The following is an 18,569-nucleotide window of genomic DNA, read 5'->3' as shown; positions in this document are numbered from 1 at the left end:
ATATGCTACTTGATAACTTCTATACTATCCTTTCCTCCGAGTCATCGGATTCAACCACCTGGACTATTCAGATAGAGTTGAATCCTGACCACACTGTTTATCAGGGACATTTTCCTGAACATCCGGTAGTTCCCGGAGTTTGTCTATTGCAACTTATCAAGGAATGTGCAGAAAATATTCGTCAGCAAAAGTTGCAAATAACACAAGTATCTTCCTGCAAATTTCTTTCGGCTATCAATCCTATAGAAACGCCTCGGATAGCAATCGTACTGAGTCTCAAAGAGACAGAAGAAGGCAAACTCCAGTTACAGGCGGAAGGTACTGTAAAGGAAAAGACTGTAAATAAAAGCATTGTGAAAGAGGATATTGCAAAAGAAGAAATTGTAAAGGAGAACACAGGAAAAGAAAGCATTATAAAGGAAGAAAATATAAAAGACGAATGTTTCATTAAACTAAAAGCTGCACTTACCCCAAAAGCATGAAGGAGCAAATAAGTACAGCCTATTGGCACGAAAAGTTGAAACAATTAGGGATCATCGTCATCATCCCGAGTTACAACAATGGCAAGACACTGGCAGAAGTCATAGCAAGTGTACGTTTTTATGCACCGGAAATCCTTGTTGTCAATGACGGTTCAACGGATGAAACACCTGAAATACTGAATCAGGAAGCTAATCTTCACATCATCACCCACCCTGTCAATCAAGGAAAAGGGGTAGCTTTGAAACATGGACTATCTTTCGCAAAGAAGCAAGGATTCCGATATGCCATCACCATTGATTCCGACGGACAGCATTTCGCTTCGGACATTCCCGTATTGATTGAAGCCATAGAAAAGGAACCGGACACGTTACTGGTAGGCTCCCGTAATCTGACCTCGGACAATATGCCGGGAAAGAATACCTTTGCCAATAAGTTTTCCAACTTTTGGTTCACCCTCGAAACCGGTATCAAACTACAAGATACGCAATCCGGCTACCGCCTCTACCCTATCCAACGCATGAATGTGGACAAGTGGTATTACACTGCCAAATATGAGTTCGAACTGGAAGCACTTGTTTTTGCAGCATGGGGAGGCATTCCCGTTAAAAATATTCCGGTACACGTTTATTATCCGCCACAGGAAGAACGGGTTTCTCATTTCCGCCCGTTCCGTGATTTCACCCGTATCAGTATTCTGAATACGATACTGGTACTCGTCACTTTCCTTTGGATCGTACCACGAAACTTTTTCCGTAAACTGACCTGGAAGAATTGCAAGCAGTTTTTCTCCAACCACATCACCCACTCCCCCGAATCTAACCCGCGAATTACGGCAGCCATCATGCTCGGCGTATTTATGGGCATCGTTCCGGCATGGGGATATCAAATGCTGATTACGTTGTTTTTGGCGCATTTGTTCCGATTAAACAAAGTCATAGCTATTGTAGCAGCCAACATCAGCATCCCTCCGATGATACCATTTTTACTGTACGGAAGTTATGTAACCGGCTGTAAAGTACTGGGAGAACCCGTAAACCTGCACTTAAACGAACTTTCTTTTGAAAATGTAAAATCAGTCATAGAGCAATATTTAATAGGAAGTGTTATCTTTGCAGCCGTATGCAGCATACTGGCAGGAACCATCGCGTTCATTCTGCTCACGGCGTGTAGGAAAAAAAAGATATGACCCAGTTTTTTATCGGACTATATGATTATTTTGAGAGGCACAAGATTCTGTTCTATTTGTCACTCATCAGTTGTGTCCTGTTGATGGGGTTCTTTGCCCTGCAAGTAAGGTTCGAAGAGAACATCACACAATTCTTCCCCGACACCAAAGATTCTCAAAACACAATCAAGGTATTCGACAATCTCAAAATCAAGGATAAGATTATCATTATGCTATCCTCGGCAGATACCTGTCACCGGGTAGAACCTGATTCCCTGATAGAAGCTGCCGGACGACTGCAACAAACCCTGACAGAAAAAGCCGGAGGAACCCTGATTAAAGGAATTTTCGCACAGGTAGACCAAAGCCTCATCGGAGGAGCCACAGACTTTGTCTACGAGCATCTCCCGCTTTTCCTGACAGATACGGATTATCAACGATTCGATTCCCTATTGACAGAGAAAGGTATACAAGCTATCATGCAGAAGAACTATACCAATCTCCTCTCTCCTGCCGGAATCGCATTAAGAAGTTATATTCTCCGGGACCCGCTCGGACTGGGAAGTGAAGCCCTGAAACATCTGCAGGATTTCCAGTTGGAAGCCAACTACGAGATTTATGACGAACATATCTTTTCCAAAGACGGTTCCACCTTGCTTATGTTCATTACCCCGGTATTCAGCACAGGCAGTACCGGAAAGAATGACGAACTGATAAAAATACTCGAAGAAGAACTCCAACACGTACAGGGAGAATCTCCTACCATTCGAGCCGAATATTTCGGCGGTCCCTCCGTAGGAGTCTACAACGCCCGTCAGATCAAGAAAGACACGATTCTGACTTCTTCCCTGGCACTGCTTATCATCATAGTATTTATCTCACTCGTGTTTAAACGGAAGCGATCGATACCACTGATTATTACTCCGGTACTCTTCGGAGGATTGTTCGCCCTGTTTCTGATTTTCTTTATCAAAGGAAGCATCTCGGCCATTGCCGTGGGAGCCGGTTCGGCAGTGATGGGTATTGCGCTAAGCTATTCCATCCACATGTTGGCACATCAGAACCATGTTTCCACCGTGCAACAACTGATTAAAGAGATAGCCTATCCGCTTACAGTAGGTAGTTTCACCACTATCGGCGCATTTATGGGATTGATATTCACCAGTTCCGATCTGTTACGCGATTTCGGGTTGTTCGCTTCCCTGGCATTGGTGGGTACTACTCTTTTTTGCCTCATTTACCTGCCTCATTTCCTGAAAGGACAGGCAGACGTCAAACAGGGACGCGTATTACGCATCATCGAGAAAATAAACGCATATTCTTACGAAAAGAATAAATGGTTGGTAGGCGGTATTCTCCTCATTACAATTATCTGTTTGTTTACCTCACAAAAGGTCGGCTTCAACAACGACATGATGAGCCTCAATTATGAACCTCAACATCTCAAACAATCGGAAGAGAAATTAATGCAGCTCTTCGACAGCGACGAAAAGACAGTGCTTTTTGTCAGCGTAGGCAAAGACATGAATCAGGCTACCGAAACTTATGCAATAACCAATCAGAAGTTATCGACACTGAAGGATCAGGGACTGATTAAAGATTATGCTTCCGCCTCACAGTTTCTGATTTCTCCACAAGAGCAACAGCTACGCCTGAAAAGATGGAAAGACTACTGGACAGATGAAAAACAACAGCAAATCCGTAAACAACTGGAAACAGCTGCCACTGAATACCGTTTCCGTCCGGGAAGCTTCGATCCCTTTTATCAATGGCTAAACCAACCTTTCGGTGAATATCACTACACCGCACAAGAAGACGATTTATCCGGCAAGCTACTGAACGAATGGCAAACTTCTGCCGATTCCATCACCATGCTTATCAGCCAGATACGGATTAGCGACCAGAATAAGGAAACCGTGTATCAGAACTTCAGCAAAACCCAGGATGTAGTCATCTTCGACCGTTCCTACTTTGCCAATAAATGGGTATCTGCCATCAATGACGACTTTTACCTGATTCTGTATATCTCTTCTTTCCTGATATTCTTCGCATTATGGTTCTCATACGGACGTATCGAACTTACCTTGATGAGTTTTCTCCCGATGCTGGTCAGCTGGGTAATCATCTTGGGATTGATGGGAATTTTGGGGATTGAGTTCAACATCATCAACATTATCCTGTCCACCTTTATCTTTGGCATTGGAGACGATTTCAGTATCTTCATTATGGACGGGCTACAAAACAAATACCGTACAGGTCAGAAGGTACTGAATTCTCACAAAACAGCCATCTTCTTCTCTGCTTTCACCACAGTTGTCGGTATGGGAGCACTTGTTTTTGCCAAGCATCCGGCTTTGCAATCCATTTCACTGATTTCCATTCTCGGCATGATAGCAGTGGTGTTGGTAGCCTATACCATTCAGCCACTCATTTTCCGGTTCTTCATTGCAGGACCCGCTTCCAAAGGATTGCCGCCTTATACGCTTATCGGGCTGATACGGACCGTATTGCTCTTCCTGCTTTTCTTTATCGGTTGTATCTTCCTCCGTGTACTGATCGCTGTCCTTTATTTGGTGCCTGTGCGGAAAAGCAGCAAACAACGTTTGGTATGCCGACTGATACAAATCACCTGCAAAGGGATTCTGTTGTTAGCCACTGCCGTCAAAAAAGAACATATCAACAAGGCCAACGAGCGTTTCCAGCATCCGGCAATTATTATCGCCAACCACCAGTCGTTCATCGATATTCTGGTATTGCTGTCTCTTTCGTCTAAAATCCTGATGGTAACCAACCATTGGGTATGGCATTCTCCTTTCTTCGGAGCAATCATCCGCTATGTCGATTTCTATTACATAGGCGAAGGCTACGAACAATATATGGAACGGATGCGGAAAAAAGTAAAAGAGGGCTACTCCATCGCTATCTTCCCCGAAGGTACACGCACTTACAACGGAAAGATGAAGCGTTTCCACAAAGGAGCTTTCTACCTGGCAGAAACATTGCAACTGGATATTCTTCCGATCCTCCTCTACGGCAACAACAAAATCATTGCAAAGGCACAGCCTTTCAATATCCGCAAAGGAATCATCTACACGGAAATACTTCCCCGTATACCGGCCGACGACCTTTCTTTCGGAACCACCTACCAGGAACGCACCAAACGCATATCCGCCTATATGAAGGAGGGTTACGCCCGTATCTGCCGGGAAAAGAACACGACGGACAATCCTGCTTTCTACGAAGCACTGATCCAAAACTATATCTACAAAGGACCAGTCGTAGAATGGTATATCCGTATCAAGGTGAAGATGGAAAGAAACTACCGGCTGTTCAACCGTCTGATTCCCGCCCAAGGGCAAATTACAGACATCGGCTGTGGCTTCGGTCCGCTCTGTTATATGTTGTCTATGCTTTCCGAAGACCGGGATATTTTAGGAATTGATTACGATGAGGATAAAATAGCTTTGGCACAACACGGATGGTTACGCAACGAACATCTCCAGTTCAGGCACGGCAACGCATTGGAATATCCGCTACCGGAAAGCGATGTCTTTATCCTGAACGATATGCTTCACTATATGAGCTATGAACATCAACGGACTTTGTTGTTGAAATGCGCTGACCGGCTGCGTTCGCAGGGAATGATTATCATACGCGACGGAAACTCGGCAAATACGTCCAAACACAGGCTGACCCGGTTCACGGAATTACTATCCACCCGTATATTCAATTTCAACCGGACTGCCGGAGAATTGTATTTCACCACAGAAACCCAACTACGGGAAATAGCAGTCACCTGCGGAATGAATGTAGAAATCATTCCTAATGACAAATATACCTCGAACACTATTTATATATTCAGAAAACCGAACGAACATGAGTAAATACGATATCATCATTATCGGAAGCGGCCTTGGCGGACTGGAATGTGGAGCGATTCTTAGTAAAGAAGGATTCAATGTATGCGTCGTAGAGAAAAACACGCAATTCGGCGGATGCTTTCAAACCTACCGGCGAAAAGGACACTTATTCGATACAGGCATTCATTATGTAGGAAGTCTGGATGAAGGTCAAGTGATGAATCAGTATTTCCGCTATTTCGGCATCATGGACAAACTAAAGCTGAAACGTTTGGACGATGAGGCTTTCGATACAATCTACTATAAAGGAAAAACATACGATTATGCAATGGGGTATCCGCAATTCATCGAAACGATCTGCCGGTCCTTCCCGCACGAAAAAGAAAACCTGAAACGTTATGCCGAACAGCTTCAGACTGTTGGTAACTTGATTAGCGTTGACCATCTGAAACAGGGCACACTTGCCCTGGAAGGAATGAAATACTTCTGCACCTCCGCCGCAGGACTGATTGCGGATATTACTCCGGACCCTACTTTACAAAATGTACTGGCAGGCTCGGCCTTGCTCTACGGAGGCTTGAAAGATGTCTCCACCTTCTACGAACATGCCATGATTAACCATTCCTATATCGAAGGAGCTTATCGTTTTGTGGACGGCAGTATGCAAGTCAGCCTGGAATTGATTAACGTGATCCGGGCGAATGGAGGGACAGTACTTAACAACAGCGAAGCCACCCGCATCATTGTTGAAAACGAAAAAGTACAGGGAGTCATCATCAACGGCGAAGAGCGGTTGGAAAGCGACTATGTAATTTCCAACATGCACCCTCAACGAACCCTGGAGATACTGGATAAAAACCGTAGTATCAAGAACGCCTACATATCCCGCATCCGTTCGCTCGAAAACACATACGGCATCTTCACGCTTTATCTGGTAATGAAAAAGAAGAGCACTCCGTACCAAAACCGTAACCTCTATCTGCATGGAGATCACAAAGTGTGGTATGACAAGCAGCTCTATCCGGGACGGACCACCAACTGCATGATTTCGATGCAAGCCTCTTCCGAAGACAGTCAATACGCCAGTGTTATTTCGATTCTGACACCGATGTATATGAACGAACTCTCTGCATGGAAAGACACTACTCCCGAACATCGGGGAGAAAGCTACCGGTCCTTCAAGCAGGAAAAGACGAAACAGCTGCTTCGCTTTATCCGGAGCCATGGCATTGATTTCTCCGACAACATAGAAGAGATTCACACCACCACTCCGTTGAGCTATCGCGACTATACCGGAACGGTGGACGGTTCCGCATACGGAATTATCAAAGATTATAAATGTCCGCAAATCGGTTTTGTGTCTACACGAAGCCGGTTGGGTAATCTCTTTCTCACAGGTCAAAACCTGAATGTGCACGGCGCACTGGGAGTAACGCTGACTTCCATGCTCACTTGTGCGGAATTTGTGGGACAAGAATACTTGGCTAAAAAAGTAGGAAATGCATAAAACAATCAAAAAGATATTCAAGTACACGAGCTGCGTTCTTTTATCGCTCCTTGTGATATTGATAACCGGAATCTGTTATCTCTACTTTTCAGCGGATATGCGGACACCGAAACATGAATCCAGTATCATCATGACAAAAGTGTCTCATGCAGATACTACCACCATGGTTCCGGCAGAGGTGCTCTACAACGATACGCTCGATCTCCGATATTATGACGGCAACTTCCTGCGCCACAGCGAAAGCGGATTGTGGGAGTTGTTTGTGAAAGGGGATGCCTTTCAAAGGGGAGAAGCCATCGGCAAACTGTCTTCCGATTTGCTTCATTATCAGGAGAAAGTATTTGTCGATCAGATTCGTGAGATTGTTCCTTCAGACAGTTATCTGAAGTTTCTCCGGTTCTTCATCGTTTTATTCAACCGTCATTTGGGTGAGAACGTCCTCGAAGAATACCGCGACGAGATCTACGGAATCTCGCTATCGTGTACCCATGAATACGACTTTATCGGCACTCCTTACGAACGTCAGCTGAATTACCATTCGGCACACGACCTGGGACATGCCATGCAAGATTATATGTTAGTAGGATGCAGTTCGTTTGCCACTTGGGGAACTCAAAGTGCAGATTCGTCTCTACTGATCGGACGCAACTTCGATTTCTATGTGGGAGATGCCTTCGCAGAAAATAAACAAGTGGCTTTTTATACACCGGATCAAGGTTATAAGTTCGCGTCCGTAGGATGGCCTGGCATGATAGGCGTACTATCCGGTATGAACGAAACCGGGCTGACCGTTACGATCAATGCCGCCAAATCTGCTGTTCCAACAGGTTCCGCCACCCCTATTTCCATTCTGACCAGAGAAATCCTGCAATATGCGTCAACGATTGATGAGGCTTTTGCCATCGCACAGAAACGGAAGACATTCGTCTCCGAATCCATCTTGATAGGTTCTTCCAAAGATGGCAAAGCCGCTATCATTGAGAAATCCCCGGAGAAGACAGTGCTCTTTAAAGGAAAAGAAGCCAACCGGCTCATCTGCACCAATCATTACCAATCGGAGGAATTCAGCAAGGATGAACGAAACATGGAAAATATCCGTACTTCGGACAGTCCATACCGTTTTGCACGACTGGAAGAACTCATCAATGAAAATATGCCGATAGACGCCTCCAAGGCCGCCTCTATCCTGCGCAACCACAAAGGTTTGCAAGATGCGGACTTGGGACTGGCTAACGAAATGGCTATCAATCAATTTATTGCTCATCATTCCGTTATCTTCCAACCGGAAAAACGATTGATGTGGGTATCTACCTCTCCCTGGCAATGTGGAAAGTATGTAGCTTATGACCTGAATAAGATATTTAACGACACGATTAACTTGCAACACGAAATATACAGTTCTAACCTGACCATTCCGGCAGATGAATTCGCCGAAACACCGGAGTTCCAGCATCTTCTTACCTATAAGAAGCTGACTCCGCTCCTATTGAAGAAGATCAGAAAAAAGGAGAAGATAGAAGAGCATGTTTTAAAAACATACGAAGCCTCCAATCCTTCTCTATATTATGTATATGAAGTGATGGGAAATTATTACGAGGCTATGCAGCAACCGCAACAAGCCATCGTATACTGGCAAAAAGCATTAAAGAAACCGATTCCCAAATTGCAAGAGAAAGAACGTATCCAACAGAAAATTCAAAAACAATCCAAAGATGGAAAAGAATCCTGAAATTCAGTTCCGCTCACCGGAAGAGATCAAATGCTATCAGGAAGAACGGTTAGCCCAAACGTTGACCTACCTGCAAGCACACTCCAAGTTCTACCAACGAATGTTCGAAGAACACCACATTGACATCAATCAGATAAAGAAGATTGAAGACCTGCAACAAATCCCTGTCACCACCAAGACAGACTTGCAACTTCATAACGACGACTTCATCTGTGTAGACAAGGAGCAAATCATCGACTATGTAACAACTTCCGGCACACTGGGAGATCCGGTGACTTTCGTTCTCACTTCCGAGGACCTGGACCGTTTATCTTACAACGAGTACCTGTCTTTCACCACCACCGGATGCAGTAAAAAGGATATTCTGCAACTCATGACTACCATCGACCGCCGCTTCATGGCCGGACTTGCCTATTATATGGGAGCACGCGAACTCGGCATGGGAGTGATCCGGGTAGGTAACGGCATCCCCGAACTGCAATGGGACACGATTCGCCGGATTCATCCGACTTGTGGAATGGTCGTTCCTTCTTTCCTTATCAAACTGATAGAGTTTGCCGAGAAGAATCATATCGACCATAATGCGTGCTCGATGCAGAAATGTATCTGTATCGGTGAGGCTTTGCGCAATCAGGAGTTTCAGTTAAATACGCTCGGACAGAAGATACATGACAAATGGCCTGCCTTACAGCTATATTCCACCTATGCTTCCACCGAAATGCAGTCGTCCTTTACCGAATGTAGCGAATTCCATGGCGGGCATTTGCAACCGGAACTTATCATCGTAGAGTTTTTGGATGACAACAATCGTCCTGTCGCAGAGGGAGAAGCAGGCGAAGTGACGATCACGACGCTTGGAGTAGAAGGTATGCCGCTGCTCCGCTTCAAGACTGGTGATATTTGTTACCATCATACCGAACCTTGTGCCTGCGGAAGAAATACGATTCGCCTTAGTTCCATCCTCGGACGAAAAGGGCAAATGATTAAATACAAAGGGACTACTTTGTATCCACCTGCATTGTTCGACATTCTGGACAATATCCCTTCGGTAAAGAATTACATCATTGAAGTCTACACCAACGAATTGGGGACGGATGAAATTCTGATCCGTATCGGAAGTGAAAACCGCAGCGAAGGTTTTGCCAAGGAGATAAAAGACCTGTTTCGTTCGAAAGTAAGAGTGGCTCCAAGCATTAATTTTGAGTCGGCAGAATACATCGCAAAAATTCAAATGCCTCCAATGAGTCGAAAAACGATAAAATTCATTGATTTACGATAATTATTTTCTACTTTTGGAAGTTAGTAAACCAACTATATCACTTTAACATTAACGTATATGAAGAAACTTATTCTATTCTTATTCTTAAGTACGAGCCTGTTCTGTTTTGGACAAGGCAAGAGTGCATTGAAAGACATCCAGTCTATCAAGTTCTATGGAGTGGACTACTCCCAAGCTAAAGTTTTCGGTGCAGATGAATCACCGATACAATTCAAAGATGCTTTCAGACGTATCAATGAGCTGTTCATCACAGAAGCAAAAAAGTATAACGTAGGAAAACAGTTGAAAAAAGAAGTAACGGAAATCTCACTGGATGCAGTCAATCAAGTGAACGAAAACATCAACGTGGCCGAGCTGATGACTACCAAAAGAGAATATAGCCTTAGTAAAGAACAAATCAAAGCGGCTATCGAAGCATTACCTATTCAGAAAACGCCGGGCGTAGGTATGGTATTTATCGCACAGTTCCTGGATAAATCAAACAACAGAGGCACGTATGAAGTCGTATTCTTCAATACTGAAACAAAGGAGATCATTGAAGAATGGATAACAGATGGAAAAGCACGTGGTTTCGGATTGCGCAACTACTGGGCAGGCTCTGTTTATAGCGCACTCAAGAAATTATAAACCAATAATATATATAAACATGAGAAAACTACTATTATTGCTGACTTTACTGTTAAGTATCAGTACTTATGTCGCAGCACAAAATTACACAGAAGTAGTGTATTTAAAGAATGGCAGCATTATCAAAGGAGTTATCATTGAGCAAGTGCCCAATGTTTCCTTAAAAATTAAAACAAGTGATGGCAGCCTCATCATCTGTCAGATGAGTGATGTGGAGAAAATCACTAAAGAAGAACGGTACACAAGAGATTACCGCAAAGAGGCCAACAACCGCAAAGCTGCAAGAAATACATTAAAAGGCTATAAAGGTTTCGTTGACTTTGCATACATCGGTGATGTCAGCGACTACAATGCCTCCAAAATTGAATTATCAACCTCACACGGTTATCAATTCAATAATTATTTCTTCGTTGGTGGTGGTGTTGCTCTCAACTACTATACGGATGCTGATCTTATTGCAGCGCCAATCTATGCTAACTTCAGGGCTAACTTCATCAACAAAAGAGTGACGCCTTTTGCCGATGTAAAAACCGGATATGCTGTAGGAGACATAGAAGGAGCGTATGCTTCGATAGGAGTAGGAGTACGTTTTTCTTTAAAAGGGAAAAAGGCCTTGAATTTAGCTTTGATGTACAACTTCCAAGATTATGACACCACAACTGATTATAGTTACAGTTATGGAGGTCATTATTATCATGACAGCTGGGATGATACATGGGAGTTACACGGAGTAGGAGTCAGATTCGGTTTTGAATTCTAAATCTACTGTTTGTCTGTACCTTTTAACAACAAACAAACAATAAATCAAATTCGAACCATGAAAAAGACTATCACAACACTTCTACTATTGAGCTGCATTACTGCATTTTCATTTGCGCAAAGCATTGTTATGACTTCAGGAACTATCGACTTCATCAAGGACCAACAAGTGATACAATTCACTTTCTCTTATGATGAAATGCTGGTAGGAAAACTGACAGAAAGCGAATATGTAGATAAAAAGAGCTCCGAATATAATGCAAAAGAAGAGGGCAAAGGAGATCAATGGAAAGCTGCCTGGTATGGCGACCGTAAAGAACGATTTGAGCCAAAGTTCTTGGAACTTTTCGATAAATATATGAGCGAAGTTGGTATCACAGCAGGTACGGAAGGCGCTCAATATCGAATCGAAATCAATACAGACTTCACCGAGCCGGGCTGGAATGTGGGTGTCATGCGTCAGAATGCATCTGTCGACCTAAGCTGCAAAGTGAAGAAGATTGAAACGGGTGAGCAAGTAGCCTCTATCAGAATCCGTAATGCTTCTGCCAACAACTTTTGGGGTACCGATTTCACTTCCGGGTATCGCGTTCAGGAAACGTATGCCAAAGCAGGAAGAGAATTAGCCAAGTTCTTTATCAAAAAGGCGAAGTTACGCAAGATAAAAGACTAACTGGCTTGAACCACATTTGCCTACTATAAAGTTGAAAAAACATAGAAGTATCTGCCACCTGCAACAAAAAGCGCGTAATACGCTAGCTGACAAATAGTTGTAGCGTTGCAGATACCTGCGGCAGATACGTTGCAGATAAAGTATCTGCAACGCGTTATATAACCAAAGAAAACCGCTTGGTTTCTATATGTAAAGCTATAAGATAGTTTTGGTATCCATACGGAGAAACGGCAGTTTCCATACATAGGAACTGTCGTTTCCTGCCTTGGAAACGCTCGTTTCCTACCGTGGAAACTACAATTTCTAATACCGGAAACTCCAGTTCCCCGCCTGGAAACTGGAGTTTAATGTATTTAATAAACTTTCGTACTCATAGGAAATAGGTTTATGTATGGATTATACAGTGTGGCAGATACTCTATCTGCAACGCATCTGCAACAGGTATCTGCAACGCTACAACTAGTTGTAAACTAATATATTATACGCGTTTTGTTGCAGGTGGCAGATACTTCAATGTTTTTTCAACTTTATGGAGGAAGGAATATATCACAATTATGCTCATAACTGTAAAACAGTTGGATGAAGCACTCTCCCATCCGTTATTGAGCTAAATAAATACTCTCATTAAAGAGTAGTATTAATGAATATAAAGAATATTAGGCACCTTACGCTCCCCAGCATGGTCAAACCGCCCATTATCACAAGGATAATTGACGACTCCATCATCCGATGCACCGGACAGCCAAAGGGTAGTAGACCCGCCTCCATCCAAATTTAACGCATCCTCACCTCCTAAAATACGAATCAAATGTGCCAGTTCCGGAATATTCACTCCTTCGGCTTGCTCCGGGAAACGTCCGTCTACGGTTATCAACAATATTTTCCCCTCCTTAGTGGTGGCAACAGCACTACGAGGATGCTTGGTTCGGATAAAATTCGTGCCACATGAATTCCAATCGCAAATCTGTCCGTCTTTCAGCATCAGCGGACCGGAAGCAAGTACTATACCTGTTTCCCCTTTGTATTCTTTTTCTATCTGCCTGCTCCAGGGAATTAACTTTATCTTCCCTTTATGTACATGCATAGCTCCTGTGACACGCAGTTTACATTCGCTCAAAGTGGTTGTGTCAACAACCTGATTGCCCACTTTCAGGAAACAAACCGAATTTCCCCGCTTCATATCAAAGTAGGAACCATTAATTGCTGCAATGCCACGATATTCTGAAGCAATCCGACTCGTCTCTTTCATCTCACCTGAAACGGCAATATCGACTTTCAAACCTGCGCCGGGGTCTATTTCTATCAGACTAACAGACTGGGTCCCCTGATATAATCGAGGGATAGAAGCATACTTATGAATTATTCCTTTTTGAGGACTTTCCACTTTCCATCGGGCAGACATGATCACCAGTGAATCCGACACAGTTTGCCCTTTTATTATTCCGATAGAGCATAAAATCAGGATAGCGATTAACAAGTTTCTTTTTATCATAAACAGAGAAATCTCACAAATTTAATTCTTTGCACTTTTTACAAAGATAGGCAAAAGAAATCAGCCTCCAAAAAGTCAGCCTTGAAATATTTTCGTCTTATCTACTATACACTTCCGCTTTTTTTCGTACTTTTACCCCTTGTTGGGAAGAAGTGCCTTTCCAACCCTTGAGAACAGAAAAAGAAAAAACAATATATAAAATGAATCACAAATGGAATTATCGACCCATTACACCCGAACAGGCAGAGACAAGCCAGACATTGGCCCAGGAATTAGGGATTAGCCCGATTCTTGGACAACTTTTGGTACAGCGGGGAATTACGAAGGCAGCAGATGCCAAGAAGTTTTTCCGCCCGCAGTTGCCCGACCTGCACGATCCGTTCCTGATGAAGGATATGGATATTGCAGTAGAACGTCTGAACAGGGCGATGGGAAAGAAAGAACGTATTCTAATTTATGGAGATTATGACGTAGACGGTACTACTGCCGTGGCATTGGTCTACAAGTTTATTCAACAGTTCTATTCGAACCTTGATTACTACATACCCGACCGCTACAACGAAGGGTATGGCATTTCTAAAAAAGGAGTGGACTACGCCGCTGAAACCGGTGTGGGACTGATTATTGTACTCGATTGCGGAATAAAAGCAGTAGAGGAAATCACGTATGCCAAAGAAAAAGGGATTGACTTTATCATTTGCGACCATCACGTGCCGGATGATATTCTCCCGCCTGCCGTAGCTATATTGAACGCCAAACGCCTGGACAACACGTACCCGTACACCCACCTTTCCGGTTGTGGAGTCGGTTTCAAGTTTATGCAGGCGTTCGCCATTAGTAACGGTATCGAATTCCATCATCTGATTCCGTTGCTCGACATCGTAGCCGTGAGTATCGCATCGGACATCGTTCCGATTATGGGTGAAAACCGTATTCTCGCCTACCACGGTCTGAAACAACTGAACAGTAACCCGAGTATCGGTATGAAGGCCATTATCGATGTATGCGGACTTTCTGAAAAAGAAATCACTGTCAGCGATATTGTGTTTAAAATCGGACCGCGCATCAATGCGTCGGGACGTATCCAGAACGGAAAAGAAGCAGTAGACCTGCTGACGGAAAAAGACTTCTCGGTGGCACTTGAGAAAGCCGGACAAATCAACCAGTACAACGAAACCCGGAAAGACCTCGACAAGAGTATGACGGAGGAAGCAAACAACATCGTTGCCAATCTGGAAGGATTAGCCGACCGCCGCTCTATTGTGCTCTACAACGAAGAATGGCACAAAGGAGTGATCGGCATCGTAGCTTCCCGTCTGACGGAAGTGTATTACCGCCCTGCCGTGGTATTGACACGAACGGATGACATGGCGACAGGTTCCGCACGTTCTGTTTCCGGCTTCGACGTATATAAAGCAATCGAGCATTGCCGCGACCTGTTGGAGAACTTCGGAGGACATACATACGCCGCCGGACTATCAATGAAAGTGGAGAATGTGGATGCTTTTACCAAACGGTTCGAAGACTACGTTTCACGGCATATCCTGCCGGAACAAACCAGTGCCGTCATCGAAATTGATGCTGAAATCGACTTCAGGGATATTTCTTCCAAGTTCTTCAACGACCTGAAAAAGTTTAATCCTTTCGGCCCCGACAACACGAAACCCATTTTCTGCACTCATCACGTCTATGATTATGGAACGAGTAAAGTAGTGGGACGCGACCAGGAACATATCAAGCTCGAACTGGTTGATAATAAATCGAATAATGTAATGAACGGTATCGCGTTCGGACAGAGTTCGCACGTGCGCTATATCAAAACGAAACGTTCGTTCGACATCTGTTACACCATTGAAGAAAACACGCACAAGCGTGGCGAAGTTCAACTTCAAATCGAGGATATAAAGCCGATTGAATAAGTATCAGGAGATATTAAAACAATATTGGGGATATGACTCCTTCCGCGACTTGCAGGAGGAGATCATCACCAGTATCGGCGAAGGCAAAGATACACTGGGGCTCATGCCTACCGGAGGCGGTAAGTCCATCACCTTTCAAGTGCCTGCTCTCGCCCAGGAAGGGATTTGCATTGTCATTACTCCGCTCATCGCCCTGATGAAGGACCAGGTGCAGAACCTCCGCAAACGCGGTATCAAAGCTCTTGCCGTATATTCCGGCATGACGCGGCAGGAAATTCTCACTGCACTTGAAAACTGCATCTTCGGTGATTACAAATTCCTTTATATTTCTCCGGAACGTCTGGACACGGACATATTCCGCACCAAACTGCGGTCGATGAAAGTCTCTATGATTACGGTTGACGAAAGTCACTGTATCTCACAATGGGGATATGACTTCCGCCCCGCTTACCTGAAAATTGCCGAGATACGGGCGCTGTTACCGGGAATTCCGGTACTGGCACTTACCGCCACCGCCACTCCGGAAGTGGTGAAAGATATTCAAGCTCGCTTGGATTTCCGTGAAGAGAATGTTTTCCGCATGAGTTTCGAGCGGAAAAACCTGGCGTATATGGTACGGCAAACAGATAACAAGACTCAAGAACTGTTACATATCTTACGAAAGGTACCGGGCAGCGCCATTATCTATGTCCGCAACAGACGACGGACCAAAGAAATCACCGAATTACTGGTAAATGAAGATATCACCGCCGACTTTTATCACGCCGGACTGGATAATGCCGTAAAGGACCTACGTCAAAAACGCTGGCAAAGCGGAGAAGTTCGCGTGATGGTAGCTACCAATGCCTTTGGCATGGGGATCGATAAGCCTGATGTGCGTATCGTATTGCATCTCGACCTCCCCGACTCTCTCGAAGCCTACTTCCAGGAAGCCGGACGTGCAGGAAGAGACGGTGAGAAAGCGTATGCCGTAATCTTATATACCAAAACGGACAAAACGACGTTACACAGGCGTATAGTGGATACTTTTCCCGATAAAGAATATATCCTCAATGTGTACGAGCATCTGCAATATTACTATCAGATGGCAATGGGCGACGGTTTCCAATGTGTACGTGAATTTAACCTGGAAGAGTTTTGCCGGAAGTTCAAATACTTCCCGGTTCCGGTAGACAGTGCGCTGAAGATACTGACTCAAGCCGGTTATCTGGAATATACGGACGAACAGGACAACGCTTCCCGTATTCTTTTTACGATTCGCCGGGACGAACTGTACAAACTGCGGGAAATGGGAACGGAAGCGGAAGCTCTGATACAGATGATTCTCCGTTCTTACACCGGAGTGTTTACCGATTATGCCTATATCAGCGAAGCCACCCTGTCCGTACGTACCGGACTGACCCGTGAACAGATTTATAACATATTGGTCACGCTTACCAAACGTCGCATCGTAGATTATATTCCGCACAAAAAGACTCCTTATATTATATATACGCGCGAACGGCAGGAACTTCGTTTTGTGCACATCCCCCCTGCTGTCTACGAAGAGCGTAAAGCTCGGTATGAAGCTCGCATCAAGGCGATGGAAGAATATGTCATTTCGGAGAATGTGTGCCGAAGCCGGATGCTGCTCCGCTACTTCGGAGAGAAAAACGAGCATAACTGCGGACAATGTGATGTTTGCCTTAGTCACCGTGCAACAGATACGCTGACCGGGAAGTCTCTTGAAGAACTGAAAAAGAAAATAGCAGAATTACTTGCCCAAAAACCGCATACGCCGGCAGAAATAGCCGAGAAAATAGAAGCGGAGAAAGAGAGAGTCAGTGAAGTCATCCAATATTTATTGGAGGAAGGTGAGTGGAAGATGCAGGACGGAATGATACATATTTCAAAATAAGTTACTACCTTTGCAAGGTAACTCAAAAATAACACAGTCATGCCGAACTTTTTTAAATCTTTCTTCTCCGGTAAGTCGGAAACTCCGGAAAGTGAAAAACAGAAAAACGATCAGAAAAATTTCGAGATTTTTAAATACGACGGTTTACGTGCGCAACGCATGGGACGTCCGGATTATGCAGTAAAATGTTTTACAGAAGCTCTTGCCATTCAGGAAGAGTTTGAAACAATGGGCTATCTTAGCCAACTCTACATTCAGATGGGAGAAACGGCAAAAGCCCGCGAACTGTTGGAAAAAATGGCTGCCATGGAACCTCATCTCACGAGTACTTTCCTGACACTGGCAAATGTATGCTTTATCCAGGAAGATTATCAGGCCATGGAAGAGGCTGCCAATAAAGCAATTGCCATTGAGGAAGGAAATGCCGTAGCTCATTATCTGCTAGGAAAAGCCCGTAAGGGACAAAACGACGACCTAATGACCATTGCCCATCTCACCAAAGCGATCACTTTGAAAGACGATTTCATCGAAGCCCGCCTGTTACGTGCAGAAGCTTTGCTGAACCTGAAACAGTATAAAGAAATGATGGAGGATATAGACGCCGTACTTGCTCAAAATCCGGAGGAAGAAACTGCCATGCTCCTGCGTGGAAAAGTGAAAGAATCCAACGGTCAGGGCGAGGAAGCGGAAGAGGATTACAAACTGGTGACGGAAATAAACCCGTTCAACGAACAGGCTTACCTTTATTTAGGACAACTTTATATCAATCAGAAGAAGCTGACGGAAGCCATCGGACTGTTTGATGAAGCCATCGAACTGAATCCGAACTTTGCAGAGGCCTACAAAGAACGCGGACGTGCTAAATTGCTGAATGGTGATAAGGATGGTTCTGTAGAGGACATGAAGAAGTCTTTGGAACTGAATCCGAAGGAGGAAGCTGGTCTGAATGGAGAATTCAAAAACTTGGGACCGAAACCGGAGGCACTGCCGGGAATCTTTTAAAATAAGACCGAAAGCCTATCATTATATAGTGTAGGAACTATCAGAAACGACGGATTGATATCAGCTTGATAAGCTGAAAGTCTTCCATTATATAGTGTAGAAACTATCAGGACGGATTGACATCAACATTGATAAGGCTGAAAGCCTTCCATTATATAGCGTAGAAACTATCAGGAC

General features: G+C 44.2%; 13 protein-coding genes. 12 read left to right on the top strand and 1 reads right to left on the bottom strand.

What is annotated here, in order from left to right; all coding sequences use genetic code 11:
* Positions 1–2 precede the first annotated feature (2 nt).
* The 9 genes from HMPREF9009_RS07775 to HMPREF9009_RS07735 are packed head-to-tail and all read left to right on the top strand — an operon-like array spanning position 3 to position 12,082.
* On the top strand, positions 3–482 hold the full coding sequence (locus HMPREF9009_RS07775; protein ID WP_008020518.1) for a hotdog family protein: 480 nt from the start codon (positions 3–5) through the stop codon (positions 480–482).
* Positions 479–1,669 (top strand): DUF2062 domain-containing protein, encoded by a 1,191-nt coding sequence (locus tag HMPREF9009_RS07770; protein WP_049701831.1) that lies wholly within the window; start codon positions 479–481, stop codon positions 1,667–1,669. Before HMPREF9009_RS07775 ends, HMPREF9009_RS07770 begins: the two co-directional genes overlap by 4 nt.
* Positions 1,666–5,532 (top strand): 1-acyl-sn-glycerol-3-phosphate acyltransferase, encoded by a 3,867-nt coding sequence (locus tag HMPREF9009_RS07765; RefSeq protein ID WP_049701830.1) that lies wholly within the window; start codon positions 1,666–1,668, stop codon positions 5,530–5,532. Before HMPREF9009_RS07770 ends, HMPREF9009_RS07765 begins: the two co-directional genes overlap by 4 nt.
* Positions 5,525–7,015, top strand: coding sequence for a phytoene desaturase family protein (locus HMPREF9009_RS07760; RefSeq protein WP_008641937.1), 1,491 nt, complete (start codon positions 5,525–5,527; stop codon positions 7,013–7,015). The genes HMPREF9009_RS07765 and HMPREF9009_RS07760 overlap by 8 nt, the downstream gene beginning before the upstream one ends.
* Positions 7,008–8,744 (top strand): C45 family autoproteolytic acyltransferase/hydolase, encoded by a 1,737-nt coding sequence (locus HMPREF9009_RS07755; RefSeq protein WP_049701829.1) that lies wholly within the window; start codon positions 7,008–7,010, stop codon positions 8,742–8,744. The genes HMPREF9009_RS07760 and HMPREF9009_RS07755 overlap by 8 nt, the downstream gene beginning before the upstream one ends.
* Entirely contained in the window at positions 8,728–10,023 is a 1,296-nt protein-coding gene (locus HMPREF9009_RS07750) for a flexirubin biosynthesis putative acyl-CoA ligase FlxY (protein WP_008020513.1), read from the top strand. Before HMPREF9009_RS07755 ends, HMPREF9009_RS07750 begins: the two co-directional genes overlap by 17 nt.
* A gap of 57 nt (positions 10,024–10,080) precedes the next feature.
* On the top strand, positions 10,081–10,650 hold the full coding sequence (locus HMPREF9009_RS07745) for a hypothetical protein (RefSeq protein WP_008020512.1): 570 nt from the start codon (positions 10,081–10,083) through the stop codon (positions 10,648–10,650).
* 19 nt (positions 10,651–10,669) lie between these two features.
* Positions 10,670–11,410: a hypothetical protein gene (locus tag HMPREF9009_RS07740; protein ID WP_049701828.1), complete on the top strand. Its 741-nt coding sequence runs from the start codon at positions 10,670–10,672 to the stop codon at positions 11,408–11,410.
* 57 nt (positions 11,411–11,467) lie between these two features.
* Positions 11,468–12,082: a hypothetical protein gene (locus tag HMPREF9009_RS07735; RefSeq protein ID WP_049701827.1), complete on the top strand. Its 615-nt coding sequence runs from the start codon at positions 11,468–11,470 to the stop codon at positions 12,080–12,082.
* 637 nt (positions 12,083–12,719) lie between these two features.
* On the opposite strand, the gene HMPREF9009_RS07730 is transcribed toward HMPREF9009_RS07735, so the two are convergent.
* On the bottom strand, positions 12,720–13,574 hold the full coding sequence (locus HMPREF9009_RS07730; RefSeq protein WP_049701826.1) for a phosphodiester glycosidase family protein: 855 nt from the start codon (positions 13,572–13,574) through the stop codon (positions 12,720–12,722).
* A gap of 200 nt (positions 13,575–13,774) precedes the next feature.
* On the opposite strand from HMPREF9009_RS07730, the gene recJ reads away from it, so the two are divergent.
* The 3 genes from recJ to HMPREF9009_RS07715 are packed head-to-tail and all read left to right on the top strand — an operon-like array spanning position 13,775 to position 18,392.
* A complete protein-coding gene (gene recJ / locus HMPREF9009_RS07725; RefSeq protein ID WP_009038996.1) occupies positions 13,775–15,493 on the top strand; it encodes a single-stranded-DNA-specific exonuclease RecJ in 1,719 nt (572 codons plus the stop codon).
* On the top strand, positions 15,486–17,390 hold the full coding sequence (locus HMPREF9009_RS07720) for a RecQ family ATP-dependent DNA helicase (protein WP_049701825.1): 1,905 nt from the start codon (positions 15,486–15,488) through the stop codon (positions 17,388–17,390). The genes recJ and HMPREF9009_RS07720 overlap by 8 nt, the downstream gene beginning before the upstream one ends.
* Before the next feature lie 39 nt (positions 17,391–17,429).
* Complete coding sequence (locus tag HMPREF9009_RS07715) at positions 17,430–18,392, top strand: tetratricopeptide repeat protein (RefSeq protein WP_044133046.1); 963 nt, start codon at positions 17,430–17,432, stop codon at positions 18,390–18,392.
* Positions 18,393–18,569 lie beyond the last annotated feature (177 nt).

The sequence above is a fragment of the Bacteroides sp. 3_1_13 genome (genome assembly GCF_001185845.1).
Taxonomy (GTDB): domain Bacteria; phylum Bacteroidota; class Bacteroidia; order Bacteroidales; family Bacteroidaceae; genus Bacteroides; species Bacteroides xylanisolvens.
Note: the sequence above shows the minus strand (reverse complement) of the source record. Positions and strands in the feature narration are given on the sequence as shown.